Origin of the sequence: Synechococcus sp. RS9907, from assembly GCF_014279615.1 — a bacterium.
GTDB lineage: Bacteria > Cyanobacteriota > Cyanobacteriia > PCC-6307 > Cyanobiaceae > Parasynechococcus.
Map to the genome: position 1 here is coordinate 2267946 of NZ_CP047944.1, position 11960 is coordinate 2279905.

The window sequence follows — 11960 nt, forward strand, 5'->3', positions numbered from 1 at the left end:
CCAACCAACCGCACTGGCCAACCGCATCTAATCTCGCGCCAACTTCCAACCGGACGGTCATGCTCAGCCTCTCGATGATCGTGCGCGATGAAGAAGCGCGTCTCGGGGAATGTCTGGCCTCCGTGCGGGGCTTCGCCGACGAGCTGGTGGTGGTGGACACCGGCTCCATCGACGCCACTGTGGCCATTGCCGAGGCGGCTGGAGCCCGGGTTGAACAGATCAGCTGGCCGGGGGACTTCGCTCCAGCCCGCAACCAGGCCCTGGAGTTTCTCAACGGTGACTGGGTGCTGGTGCTGGACGCGGACGAGCAGCTTCGTGCTGAGGCCATCCCTGCACTCAAGGCCCTGATGGCCCAGCCCGATGTGCTGGTGATCAACCTGCTGCGCTACGAGGTGGGGGCTGCCATGGCGCCCTATTCCAGCGTCAGCCGTCTGTTCCGGCGCCACCCCTCGATCCGGTGGAGCCGGCCTTACCACTCAATGATCGACGACAGCGTTCGCGCCTTGCTGGAAACGGAACCCCAATGGCGCATCGCCGATTGCAGTGAGCCAGCGATCCTCCACGACGGCTACCGACCCGAGCTGCTGGCGGGCAGCGATAAGGCCGATCGGCTGCGACAGGCCATGGAAGCTGATCTGCAGGAGCGGCCCGGTGATCCCTACGCCAGCGCCAAGCTGGGGGGTCTGCTGATCAGCGAAGGCAAGACCGACCAAGCCATCCCCCTGCTGCAGAACGGCCTGAAGCAGTGCGGTACGGCCGATGCCGAACGTTATGAGCTGCTGCTGCACCTGGGCTTGGCCCTGACCCCCAGTGATCCCGTCCAGGCAGTGAGCTGCTACCGGCAAGCCCTGGAGATTCCCCTGGACACACGGGTCAGTCTTGGAGCCCGCCTCAACCTGGCGGCTCGACTGATGGACCAGGGCAACCTGGAGGAAGCGATCAGCCTCACCCAAACAGCCGCCCAGCGGGCACCTGAAGTGGCCCTCGCCTGGTACAACCTGGGGCTGATGCAACGGCGGCGCGGCGATCTCGCAGCGGCCCTGGAGGCCTACGGGCGCGCCCTCGCCCTGGATCCCAACAACGCTGAGTGCCATCAGAACAATGCCGTGGCTCAGTTGTTGGGCGGCAACATCGACGCCGCTCGCAGCAGCTTCATCCGCGCCATCAACCTGCTTCAGGCCCAGGGAAACGCTGACGCGGCTGAGCAGCTGCGCGAGAGGGTGCAGGGGGTGGTGAAGCTGGACGGGGAGGCTGTGGCTTGAGCCATCCCTTGCAAAGCCGAACGGTGGTCGTCACCCGCGCCGCCGACCAGCAGGGAGCGGCGCGCCAGCTGCTGGAACAGCGGGGGGCAACGGTGCTGGACCTTCCTGCCCTGGTGATCGGACCACCCGACCACTGGGGCCCTCTGGATGACGCCCTCGAGGACTTGGACAGCTTTCACTGGCTGGTGTTCTCCAGTGCCAATGGCGTGCAGGCCGTGGAACAGCGGCTGCAACGCCTGGGCCGTTGCCTGGCACGACGCCCCGCCAGTCTCAAGATTGCGGCGGTGGGCCGCAAAACAGCGCAGGTGCTGGACGACCTGGGGGCGACCGCTGATTTCGTGCCGCCGAGCTTCGTGGCCGACAGCCTGATCGATCACTTCCCGGTTTCGGGCTGGGGTCTCAAGATGCTCTTGCCACGGGTGCAGAGCGGTGGTCGCACCCTGCTGGCGGACGCCTTCGGTGAAGCCGGGGTGCGGGTGGTGGAGGTGGCGGCCTATGAGTCCGGCTGCCCCGCCGCAATGCCGGAGCCCACAGCGACTGCCCTGGACGAGGGCAAGGTCGATGCCATCGCCTTCAGCAGCGGCAAGACAGCGGAGCACACCGCTCAGCTGCTGAAGCAGCGCTTCGGCCCAGCCTGGGCTGAACGGTTGGAGGGGGTGAAGCTGGTTTCGATCGGCCCCCAAACCAGCAGCAGCTGCGGCCAATGCTTCGGCCGGGTGGATGCTGAGGCCGACCCCCATGATCTCGAAGGGTTAGCCGAAGCCTGCGCTCAGGCGATGCAGAAGGGATCCTGAGGCTCATCATTCAGCGCCAGGCGAATGCAGCCGCGCGCCATATCGATGCTGAGCACCGACCATCCGGCAGGTAGCAACAGCGGAGCATCCTCGGCGCAGCGGCCATCGGAGCCCACACAGATCACACCGCTGCCGCTGGGGGTGGTCACGATGGCTCGTTTCTGATCTCCCACCATCAGAACGCCCTTCAGCTGGGGGAGTCCAGTGGTGGTGTCCTGAGCATCCGCAGCAGCGACACCAACAAGAGGACCGAAGGGATCCGCCCGTCCGCCGGGGGCAGCCTGCTGCACCTCCTCAGCCGAAGGCAGAGGAGTCAGGCCAATCGGTGGGGCCGGCGGCGGTGACGTTTCCGGCAGCGGCGCAGGTTTCACCGGAACGGGAGGCAGTGCCGTGGCCGTTGGCGTTTCACCACCACAGCCCCCCACGACCACCAACACGGCAACGGGGGCAAGCCAGTGCTTAGCCGCCTGCTTCCACCAGGTCACGGAAACGGTCAAGATTCGCCTGGAGCTCCTTGGTCACGATGCCCCCCAGGATGCTGGGTTCCATGAGTGGTGCCAAGACCCGCGGCAATTCGTAGGTCACACTCAACTTGACCACAGTGCGGTCGTCGGCTTCGGGGTAAAAGCGCACGGCGCCCTTGGTGGGCAGGCCACCCACTGATTCCCAGTGCAGTTGCTGGGCTTCAACCCGCTGGGTGATCCGGGCCTTCCAGCTGAAGCGGAAGCCCTGTGCCGCCAAGGTCCAATCGGTGAGATCAGGGTCGTCGAGGGGCTTGACCGACTCAATCCAGCGCATCCAACGGGGCATCGCCTCGAGATCACTCCAGACCTCCCAGACCTTGGCGGCCGGGGCCTGCACCTCGGAGGTGACCGTGTGTTCCAGCCAGCGTCCCATCAGGCCACCGCCGCATTGGTGGCCAGCTTCACCGGCTGATCGAGGATGGCCGCCGCCGCCAGATGACCGCTCATGGTGGCTCCCTCCATCGAATCGATGTAGTCCTGGCGGGTGTAGCTGCCGGCCAGGAAGAAATTAGGGATCGGCGTGCGCTGCTCCGGGCGGTAGGGCTCCATGCCCGGGGCTTCGCGATACAACGACTGAGCCAGCTTCACCACGTTGCTCCAGGTGAGCTTGAGGCTGCGGGCCGAGGGGAACAGCTCGCGCACCTGACGGTCGGTGTGGGCCACAATCTCATCCACCGATTTGGGAATCCAGGGATCACCAGGGGTGAGCACGCATTGGAGCAGGGAGCCCTCTCCCTCCTTGCGGTAATCCTCAGGACTGGCCAGGGCCAGATCGGCAAAACAGCTGAAATCGGCATCAGCCGTGTACAGCAGGTTGTTGAGCCCCGTGGGTGTCGCCACATCCCGGCGCTGGGCTTCCTGGGCATCGCCGAGCTCGGTCACCCAGCCGTCGTAGCGGAGCTGAACGGTGGCCACAGGTACGGCCTCCAGCTGATGAATCGCCTTGAACTGGGGGTAACGATTCCAGGCCTCGGGCAGCAGCTTCTGAATCCCGGGCACATCACAGGCGGCCAGATAGGCATCAGCCTCAACACGAATGTCTCCTTCGGGCGTTCCCAGCTGCAGGCCAGTGATCTCAGGGGATTCACCCTCGCTGTAGTCCACCTGCTTCACCCGATGACGCAGATGCAACTTGCCTCCACGCTGCTGGATGTAGTCGAGGATCGGACCCGTGAGCCAGCGATGGGGTGATCCTTTGAGCAGATTGAGCTTCGAGGCTTCCGTCTTGGCTGCAAACATCATGAAGATGGTGAGCATGCAGCGGGCGGAGATGGCCTCGCAGTCGATGAAGCCCAGGGCATAGGCAATGGGGTTCCACATCCGCCGGATGCTTTCGGGGCTGCCGCCATGGCCGACAAACCAGTCCTGGAAACTGACGGAGTCGAGGGCTCGGATGGTGCGCATCGCCCCCTCGTAATCCACCAGACCCCGCACGATCGGGCTGGTCCCCAGGGCCAGGGCATTGCGCAGCTTGTCGATCCAGCTGAGCTGCGGTGTGGTGAAGAACGCCTTGAGGCCGTTGAAGGGTGCGCCAATGGGGAAGCGGAAATCCAGCTCCCGCAGGTCGCCCCCCTTGTTCACGAACAGGTGTGTGTGCTGCTTGGGCAGGAGGTTCTCGAACGCTCCCACCTTGCGCATCAGGGCGAAGAGGTTGGCGTAGTTGAAGAAGAAAACGTGCAACCCCATCTCGATGTGGTTGCCGCCCTCATCCACCCAGCTGCCCACCTTGCCTCCCATGAAGGGACGGGCTTCGTAGAGATTCACCTCATGGCCCGCATCCACGAGGTCCACTGCAGCGGAGAGGCCGGCGAGGCCGGAACCAACGATCGCGACCCGCACAAGATCTGGTCAACTAAGGCGACTCTATGTATGAGCGTTCATAGAGTGAGAGCACGAGCCTGCGTTGACCATGACTTCCACCCCCGATACCGCGCCGGCCCATACCGCCAAAGACGGCAAGGGCATCCTGATCACTGAACCGGCGATGCAGCAGCTGGCCAAGCTGTGTGGTGAACAGGGTGAGAACCAGGTGCTGCGCGTCGGGGTGCGGTCTGGGGGCTGCAGCGGCATGAGCTACACGATGGATTTCGTGCCCGCCTCAGACACCCTCGACGACGATGAGACCTACGAGTACATGGCGGCTGATGGTCAGAGCTTCCGGGTGATCTGTGATCCCAAAAGCCTGCTCTACATCTATGGAATGCAGCTTGACTTCAGCACGGCTCTGATCGGTGGTGGCTTCAACTTCACCAACCCCAACGCCAGCCAGACCTGTGGCTGCGGCAGTTCCTTCGCCGTGTGAGCGAAGCCACGTGGGAATCTGAGGTGAGATCACTGCCCTCTCCCCGTTGATGGAGACTTCCCAGGACAACCTGTTTGAGCAGGCCATGGCCCGATATCAGGACGGCGCAGCGGCCGAAGAGGTGCTCCCTGATTTCGCCCGCATCGTTGAAGCCGCTCCTCGCCAATCGGCGGGCTGGACCTGCCTCGCCTGGCTGCAGCTGCTTTGCGACCAACCAGAGGAGGCGCTGCGGTCGGCACGTTTCGCCGTGAGACTCAACGGCCAAGACCCCCAGGCCAGGATCAATCTGAGCCTGGCCTTGCTGGAAACCCAATCCAAAGGTGTGCGTGACCACATCCAGGTGGTCCAGCAGGTGATGACCCTGGCCCCAGAGGTGTCCGGCGAACTCAAGGCCTCGATCGCCGACGGGCTTGAGCGCAAACCCGGCTGGAAGGCCCTCGAAAAAGTGAAAGCCTGGCTTGAGCTCTGATCACAACGGATGCTCTGCCTGACAGCCACTGCATGACAGCCACTGCCTGACCAACCCCGCATGACAGCCACCTGGACCATCAGCCGTCTGCCGTCCCAGGTTCGCGTGCGGCCTCCAGCGGATCGTTCGGCTCAATTGCGGCAGGAACGCCTGGCCAGCGAAGCGCGACGGTTGCAACTGGCCAGACGCGCCAACGGCATTCCGGATCCGAGCACCTGGATGTGGTGATGGGCAGCCCGGCGATGGCAAGCATCCTGCTGCTGAGCAATGGCCACGGCGAAGACCTCTCCGGCGCCCTACTGGCCCAGGAGCTTCAGCAGCAGGGCCACAACGTGCAGGCGCTTCCTTTGGTGGGCCTTGGCAGCGCCTACCAGAAAGCCGGGGTGCCACTGCTGGGACGCAGCCATGAATTCAGCACCGGCGGTATTGGCTACACCAGCCTTCGCGGCCGCCTCACCGAGATCGCTCAAGGGCAAGTGCTGTATCTGCTCCGACGCCTGATGCGTCTGATGCGGTACCGGCGTCGCTTCGATCTGATCCTGGTGGTGGGGGATGTGATCCCTGTGATCGCGGCATGGCTCAGCCAACGCCCGGTGGCGACCTACCTGGTGGCCTACTCCAGCCACTACGAAGGGAGGCTGCGCCTGCCCTGGCCCTGCGCCGCTCTGTTGAAAAGCCAGCGATTCAAAGCGGTGTACAGCCGCGATCAACGCACCGCCGAGGACCTCAGCAGACAACTGCAACGGCCGGTGACCTTTCTGGGTAATCCGTTCATGGATTCGGTGCTCACAGCGGCCACCCCACCGCCCAACAGCACGCCACGCATCGGTCTGCTGCCCGGCAGCCGCCGACCGGAACTGGAACAGAACCTGCAGCTGTTGCTGCGGCTGATCGAGCTGCTGCCCAGCACAGTTCGCTGCAACGTGGATCTGGCCTTGGTGCCCAGCCTCGATGACAACAGCTTGCGGCGGCTGAGCGAACGATGCGGTTGGCATCTGAACAACAGCGTGCTGCAGCGTGAGAGAGCCCGGGGGATCAACGTTCGCCGCGGGGCCTTCCGAGCCGTGCTGCAGCACAGTGATCTGGTGATCGGCATGGCAGGCACGGCCATCGAGCAGGCCGTTGGCCTGGCCAAACCGGTGCTGCAGGTGCCTGGCCAGGGGCCTCAATTCACAGCGGCATTCGCAGAAGCCCAACGGCGCCTGCTGGGCCCCACGGTGTTCTGTGCCGACGGGGAGAGTGGCAGCCGTGAGGCTTTGGTGGGAACAGCGGAGCTGGCCATGGCTCTGCTTGAACGTGCGCGACGGGATCCTGACTTGCAACAGCAATGCCAAGAGGAGGCCAAACGGCGCCTCGGGGAAGCTGGTGGAGGCCCGAGAATGGCGGCAGCCATTTGCTCACTTCTTGCATGAGTGCGCCGCCTGAACCGGCCTGGAAACGCTGGCTCGACCGCCTGCTGATGGTGAACGTGCTGCTGGTGTTTATCGGCGCAGGGGTCTTCGCCGTTGCCGTGGTGCAACAGGGCCAAGGCCATGACTGGCTGATGGACCAGGTTCAGCTGCTGTGGCAACCCCTGTTTGCCCCAGCCATCAGCCTGCTGATCATGGCGGCCCTGGTGAGCGGCATCTTCAGCTGGTGGCAGCGGCGAGTGCTGAAGCCAGATCGGGGTAGCGGAAGCTGAAGTTCAGAGCCTCAAGCCGCTCCGAAGCAACCTGCTGGCCCTCCAACACCACCTTGGCGCCGTCCCCCAGAAGCACATGAAGCACTGGAGCAGGCACCGGCAACAAACTCGGACGGCCCAGGCTGCGCCCCAGCTGCTTGCAGAAGGCCGTCATCGAGACGGGCTCAGGAGCCACGGCATTGATCACGCCACTCCAGCTCTCGTTCGTGAGGGATTGAAGGATCAGGGCGCAGAGGTCAGTGCGGTGGATCCAGCTCATCCATTGCCGGCCACTGCCGATCGGACCGCCAAACCCTGTGCGGAACACCGGAAGCATTTTTCCGAGTGCACCGCCGTCGGCCGCCAGCACAATGCCGATCCGCAGGGTGACCTGCCGTACAGCGGAAGGCACCGCCCCAGCCGCCGCTTCCCAGCGCTCACACAAGCTCGCAAGGAAGTCGTCACCAGGGGTGCTCGATTCAAGAAAACGCTTGTCCAGGCTGGAGCCGTAGAAGCCGATGGCCGAGGCATTCACCAGCACCTTCGGTGGCGTGGTACAGGCCTCAATCGCCTTCACCAACTGAGAGGTCGTCTCCAGACGGCTGGTTTCAAGCAGCTGCCGGTGGGTCGGGGTCCAACGCTTCTCGGCAATCGGTTCCCCCGCCAGGTTGACCACCGCATCGGCCTGGTTCAGGGCATCCAACAGCCCGGCATCGGTCCAAGTGCTGCTGCTGGCGGGGTCGAACTGCATCCAGGTCAATCGTCCATCCGCCCGTTCAGCGTCGTAGCCACGGGCCAAGCGGCGGCTGACCACCGTGAGCTGATGGCCGGCCTCAAGCAGGAGCGGCAGGAGCTCACGGCCAACAAAACCAGTGCAGCCGAACAGCAGCAGACGCATGAAAGCGGGGGTGGTGCGGCTGGGAGGCTAAGGGGGTTCGTGGGCGATTGGTTTTAGCCTGCTGCCATCACCATCCCCTGTCATGGCCGAATCCGACGCCGCTGCCCCCGCCAAGGCCAAGCCTGCTGCGCTGCGCAAAGGGGCTTTGGTCAAGGTGAACAGAGCCGCCTACAGCTCCAGCCTTGAGGCTGGCGCCAGCGATCCCACAGCACCGGACTACATCTTTGAAGGTCCCGGTGAGCTGCTGGTGGTGAAAGGGGACTACGGCCAGGTGCGCTGGAACCGTCCGGTGCCCGATGTATGGCTGCGCATGGATCAGCTGGAAGCCTGCTCCTGATCCTGATCTTGGTTGGAGGCAGGCTCTAGGGCCTGCTCCACGGCTGTGACGGCCGCTGGAACTGACGTCATGGCGGCGGGGATGCGCCAAACAGCACCGGAGAGCACACCGCTGAGATCCCCCAGCGCCTCCAGCACAGGATTCGAAACGCCGGCCCCATCCGCAGCGGCGGCGGCCTGCCAGGGGTTCCACCCCGCCAGGTTGACCACACTGCGGTAGGCCGCTGGCCAGGGGTTATCGGGCAACAGCCGTTGCAGCGCCTCGAACTGCTCCGCTGCCTGCGCCGGGCGGTTTTCCAGCACCGCCAGCAGCGCAAGGGTCCAACGCGGTTGCACAGCATCGGGATCCTGCGCCAAGGCCGCCAAGGCCTCAGAACGCACCGGCTCCCGATAGCTGAAATGGCCATCAAGCATGTGCTCCTGCCCCACCTGAGCAAACACCGGATCCAGCCCCACCGGCCCTGCCGACAGGCCAGCGGCGAGCTCGGGGAAGCGCTCCGCAAAAGAGGGGCCTGCAATCGGATGCGTCGCGTTGCGGCGCCAGAGGGAATAACTCCCCCCCTTAGGGCGCTCAAACTGATGAACCAGTTCGAACACACCGCTGCTGCGCACCGCTTGATCCAGCCGTCGCGCCGCTTTGCGCACGGATCCCTGGTTCCCTTCCGCTAACACCACCCATTCCGTTCTGGCCAGCACAGGCTCGCGGTCCTGGCGGCTACCCCCCAGCTGCCGGCCAACGGTCTGTCCCCCATGGCGACGACCGTAAAAGCTGACGTTGTGCTGGTTGAGATCGGAGGTACTGGGCACCACGATCAACGTGGCGGGAGACGTGCTGGGATCCGCGCCGCCGGCGGCCTCCACCAGCGCCTCCACCGGGCCACGGGGCCGATCTTCAAAGCGATGCAGCTGATGGGACCAGCCCGCTGGGACACAGGCCAGCAGCCCAGCACCGAACAAGGGCCACACCAGCCTGGAACGCCTGGCCTCGAACCAATGGCCCCATTGCCACCAGCCTCGAGCCAGAAGCAACAGCAAGGAGGGGAGCAGGGGAGCGATGTAGCGGTCGCCTTTGTTGGGGCTCAGCGTGGTGAGCACCCAGGCCACCACCAAATTGATCAGGAGCCAGCGCCAGGACCAGGCGTTGTCGCCGGAGGGCTGCCGGCGCTGCCAGCACCAAAGCAGCAGGCCCGACAAGCCCACCACAAGAAGCACCGGGCCCAGCTGCTCCGGCAATAGGCGGGGATACCACAGCCAACTGGCCAGGCTGAAGACGCCAGGATCGCCCTCCCGAGCCGCTGACTCGAACACGGCTCGGTTGGTACCACCGAGGCTGGTGATCCAGTTGTGACGCAACCAGGGGCCGATCAGGACCGCCGTGAGCAGGGGCAGCAGCAAAGCCTGACGCAGCCAAGGGCCACCCCGCCGCACGGCGATTCCCGCAGCCCAGAGTCCCGCAGGAACAAGCACCAGCAGGGCGCTCTGCTTCACCAACACCGCAGCGATGGCTGCCAGGGTGCAACCCCAGGCCTGCCCCCAGCGGCCACCGCTCTTGGGATCGCACCAGACCCCGAGACGCCAAATCGCCAAGCTGCAACTGGCCACCAGGGCCATCTCCAGCACGTAATCCGTGCGCAGATCCAGAAAGGCCGGCGTCAAGGCCGCCAACAGGCAGGCGATCAAGGCCAGGCCATCCCCTTGCAGCCGCCGCCCCCAACCCGCCATCACCACCAGGAGCAACCCGTGCCAGAGACTCAGGCTCCAGGCCGCTTGCTCCGGGGCATCACCACTCAGGGCCATCACGCTGCCGTTCACCAGCGAGGCCAGGGGCGGAATCTTCGGAGACAGATCCAGCAGCGCCTGCCAACCCTGCCACCCGCCACCGGGAAGCAAGCCCAAGGCGCGGCCATGGTCCATGGCGCTGTTGAGGTAATCAGCCTGATCCCAGGCGGGGACGCCGGTCTGGAGCGTCCACCAGAGCCGATCCACCAGGGTGGAGAGCACCCAGATCAGGGCAACCGAAGCCCAGAAACGCCAGCGCTGCTTCACACGATCTCCAAGCGACGCCGTTCATCCTGGAGCCGCTTGCGTCGCTGCTTGGCCTCCCGCAGCATCTCGCGACCATCGTGGAGATATCCATCCACGTATCCCATGGTGTAACGCTCCAGCTCGGCCAGAGCGTCTTCCACTTCGGAAAGACAGTGATACAGGCTCAGCCCGAAGCCACGGGCCGAGGCCGGTGTGGGCAACGACTGGAACAGTTGCTTGACCTTGTCCATCCGACGTCCGCTCGCCTCGAGATAGCTGCAGAACGCCTCCATCAGCTCGTCGTCGTAGGGGTCTGCTGACAGTGCTTTGAGTTGCTTGGGGAAGGGATTGATCACCTCACCGAGCATGCGGTCGATCGGGGCGTAGACCCGCCGCAACCACTCCACCAGGGCATCGTCAGCGGCCACAGCACGATCGTGGGCACGGCTGGCACGGCGCAGGTCCGTCGGCGATGCCGCTCGGCCCGGCTGGGGCCGCGTGCGATCGAATGCCTTACGGCGCTCGGCATCCCCGAGAACTTCCCAGGCGGCATTGAGGGCCAGCATCTGCTGGTCGTCGCCACCGGCATCGGGATGGTGCTGCTTCACCAGCTGGCGGTAGGCCGCCTTGATCTCAGCATTGCTGGCGGTGCTGCTGACACCGAGCACGGCGTAGGGGTCGCTCACAGCTGACCATCCCTCCGGGCGGGAAGCTGCGAAGCAGCACTGAACATCGGGGTTGAGAGGTAGCGCTCGCCATAACTAGCCAGCATCACCACCAGGCGTTTGCCCGCCATGGCGGGGGCTTGGCCCACTCGCAAGGCAGCGGCCATGGCCGCGCCACTGCTGATGCCGCAAAGCAGACCCTCCTCCCGAGCCAGACGCCGGCCCACCTGCATGGCCTCCTCATCGCTCACCGTGAGGATCGAATCAATCCGATCGAGTTCCAGCACTGCAGGAACAAAACCAGCTCCAATCCCCTGAATGCGGTGAGCCCCCGGGGGCTTGCCAGACAGCACAGCACTGGCCTCGGGCTCAACGGCAATCACCTGCAGCTGCGGCTGGCGTTGTTTCAAAAGACGGGCACAGCCGGTGATCGTGCCGCCGGTGCCCACCCCCGCCACAAAGGCATCAATCTGACCCTCTGTATCGCGCCAGATCTCTTCAGCCGTGGTGCGCTCATGCACAGCTGGATTAGCGGGGTTATCGAACTGCTGAAGCAGGTAGGCGTTGGGTATCTCCTCCACCAACTCCTTGGCCAGAGCGATGGCCCCATTCATGCCCTGGGCCCCGTCGGTGAGCTGCAACTCGGCGCCATAGGCCCGCAACATCGCGCGACGCTCCGTGCTCATGGTGTCCGGCATGGTGAGAATCAGCCGGTACCCCCGGGCCGCCGCCACCATGGCCAGGGCAATCCCGGTGTTGCCGCTGGTGGGCTCCACCAGCACCGTTCGACCGGGAACGATCGTGCCGGCCTGCTCCGCCTCCAGCACCATGGCGCTGGCAATGCGGTCTTTGACCGAGGCGGATGGATTGAAGCTCTCCAACTTGGCCAGGATCTCGGCCTGGCAGCCGCAGGCCAGGGGCAATCGGTTCAGCCGCACGAGGGGCGTGCCACCGATCAAGGCCGTGATGTCAGGAGCAATGCTCATGGCTGCAGCTTGCCCGCAGAACGACCATAAAAAAAGCCC

The 11960-nt window shown here is 64.7% G+C and carries 15 protein-coding genes; 8 read left to right on the forward strand and 7 right to left on the reverse strand.

The window, feature by feature from the left end; all coding sequences use genetic code 11:
• The first annotated feature begins 59 nt into the window (after window positions 1–59).
• Both SynRS9907_RS12360 and SynRS9907_RS12365 read left to right on the forward strand, forming a co-directional pair.
• Window positions 60–1262: a glycosyltransferase gene (locus SynRS9907_RS12360; RefSeq protein WP_188021216.1), complete on the forward strand. Its 1203-nt coding sequence runs from the start codon at window positions 60–62 to the stop codon at window positions 1260–1262.
• Window positions 1259–2056 carry a uroporphyrinogen-III synthase gene (locus SynRS9907_RS12365; protein WP_188021217.1) on the forward strand — a complete coding sequence of 266 codons (798 nt, stop codon included), beginning with the start codon at window positions 1259–1261 and terminating at the stop codon, window positions 2054–2056. The genes SynRS9907_RS12360 and SynRS9907_RS12365 overlap by 4 nt, the downstream gene beginning before the upstream one ends.
• Here SynRS9907_RS12365 and SynRS9907_RS12370 read toward each other — a convergent pair.
• Genes SynRS9907_RS12370 through zds form a run of 3 tightly spaced genes read right to left on the reverse strand, consistent with a single transcriptional unit; the run spans window position 2032 to window position 4419 of the window.
• Window positions 2032–2553: a hypothetical protein gene (locus SynRS9907_RS12370; protein WP_188021218.1), complete on the reverse strand. Its 522-nt coding sequence runs from the start codon at window positions 2551–2553 to the stop codon at window positions 2032–2034. The two genes, SynRS9907_RS12365 and SynRS9907_RS12370, sit on opposite strands and share 25 nt — an antisense overlap.
• A complete protein-coding gene (locus tag SynRS9907_RS12375) occupies window positions 2516–2953 on the reverse strand; it encodes an SRPBCC family protein (protein ID WP_115009301.1) in 438 nt (145 codons plus the stop codon). Before SynRS9907_RS12375 ends, SynRS9907_RS12370 begins: the two co-directional genes overlap by 38 nt.
• Entirely contained in the window at window positions 2953–4419 is a 1467-nt protein-coding gene (gene zds / locus SynRS9907_RS12380; RefSeq protein WP_188021219.1) for a 9,9'-di-cis-zeta-carotene desaturase, read from the reverse strand. Before zds ends, SynRS9907_RS12375 begins: the two co-directional genes overlap by 1 nt.
• A 70-nt stretch (window positions 4420–4489) precedes the next feature.
• Between zds and SynRS9907_RS12385 the strand changes: the two genes are divergently transcribed.
• From SynRS9907_RS12385 to SynRS9907_RS12405, 5 genes are read left to right on the forward strand one after another with little or no spacing between them, the layout of a single operon-like run.
• Window positions 4490–4882, forward strand: coding sequence for an iron-sulfur cluster assembly accessory protein (locus SynRS9907_RS12385; protein WP_114987465.1), 393 nt, complete (start codon window positions 4490–4492; stop codon window positions 4880–4882).
• 49 nt (window positions 4883–4931) lie between these two features.
• Window positions 4932–5351: a hypothetical protein gene (locus SynRS9907_RS12390; protein ID WP_115009298.1), complete on the forward strand. Its 420-nt coding sequence runs from the start codon at window positions 4932–4934 to the stop codon at window positions 5349–5351.
• 60 nt (window positions 5352–5411) lie between these two features.
• Window positions 5412–5579 carry a hypothetical protein gene (locus SynRS9907_RS12395; protein ID WP_188021220.1) on the forward strand — a complete coding sequence of 56 codons (168 nt, stop codon included), beginning with the start codon at window positions 5412–5414 and terminating at the stop codon, window positions 5577–5579.
• A gap of 14 nt (window positions 5580–5593) precedes the next feature.
• Complete coding sequence (locus SynRS9907_RS12400; RefSeq protein WP_188022478.1) at window positions 5594–6763, forward strand: lipid-A-disaccharide synthase-related protein; 1170 nt, start codon at window positions 5594–5596, stop codon at window positions 6761–6763.
• A complete protein-coding gene (locus SynRS9907_RS12405; RefSeq protein WP_115160820.1) occupies window positions 6760–7032 on the forward strand; it encodes a hypothetical protein in 273 nt (90 codons plus the stop codon). Before SynRS9907_RS12400 ends, SynRS9907_RS12405 begins: the two co-directional genes overlap by 4 nt.
• Here the strand turns inward: SynRS9907_RS12405 and SynRS9907_RS12410 are convergent.
• A complete protein-coding gene (locus tag SynRS9907_RS12410; protein ID WP_188021221.1) occupies window positions 6980–7909 on the reverse strand; it encodes a TIGR01777 family oxidoreductase in 930 nt (309 codons plus the stop codon). The genes SynRS9907_RS12405 and SynRS9907_RS12410 overlap by 53 nt on opposite strands.
• A gap of 82 nt (window positions 7910–7991) precedes the next feature.
• On the opposite strand from SynRS9907_RS12410, the gene SynRS9907_RS12415 reads away from it, so the two are divergent.
• Window positions 7992–8246: an NAD(P)H-quinone oxidoreductase subunit O gene (locus tag SynRS9907_RS12415; protein WP_006850906.1), complete on the forward strand. Its 255-nt coding sequence runs from the start codon at window positions 7992–7994 to the stop codon at window positions 8244–8246.
• Here the strand turns inward: SynRS9907_RS12415 and SynRS9907_RS12420 are convergent.
• From SynRS9907_RS12420 to cysK, 3 genes are read right to left on the reverse strand one after another with little or no spacing between them, the layout of a single operon-like run.
• Window positions 8225–10291 (reverse strand): glycosyltransferase family 39 protein, encoded by a 2067-nt coding sequence (locus tag SynRS9907_RS12420; RefSeq protein WP_188021222.1) that lies wholly within the window; start codon window positions 10289–10291, stop codon window positions 8225–8227. The two genes, SynRS9907_RS12415 and SynRS9907_RS12420, sit on opposite strands and share 22 nt — an antisense overlap.
• Window positions 10288–10956: a J domain-containing protein gene (locus SynRS9907_RS12425; RefSeq protein WP_115080533.1), complete on the reverse strand. Its 669-nt coding sequence runs from the start codon at window positions 10954–10956 to the stop codon at window positions 10288–10290. Before SynRS9907_RS12425 ends, SynRS9907_RS12420 begins: the two co-directional genes overlap by 4 nt.
• Window positions 10953–11921, reverse strand: coding sequence for a cysteine synthase A (gene cysK, locus SynRS9907_RS12430; protein WP_188021223.1), 969 nt, complete (start codon window positions 11919–11921; stop codon window positions 10953–10955). Before cysK ends, SynRS9907_RS12425 begins: the two co-directional genes overlap by 4 nt.
• Between the last annotated feature and the right edge of the window lie 39 nt (window positions 11922–11960).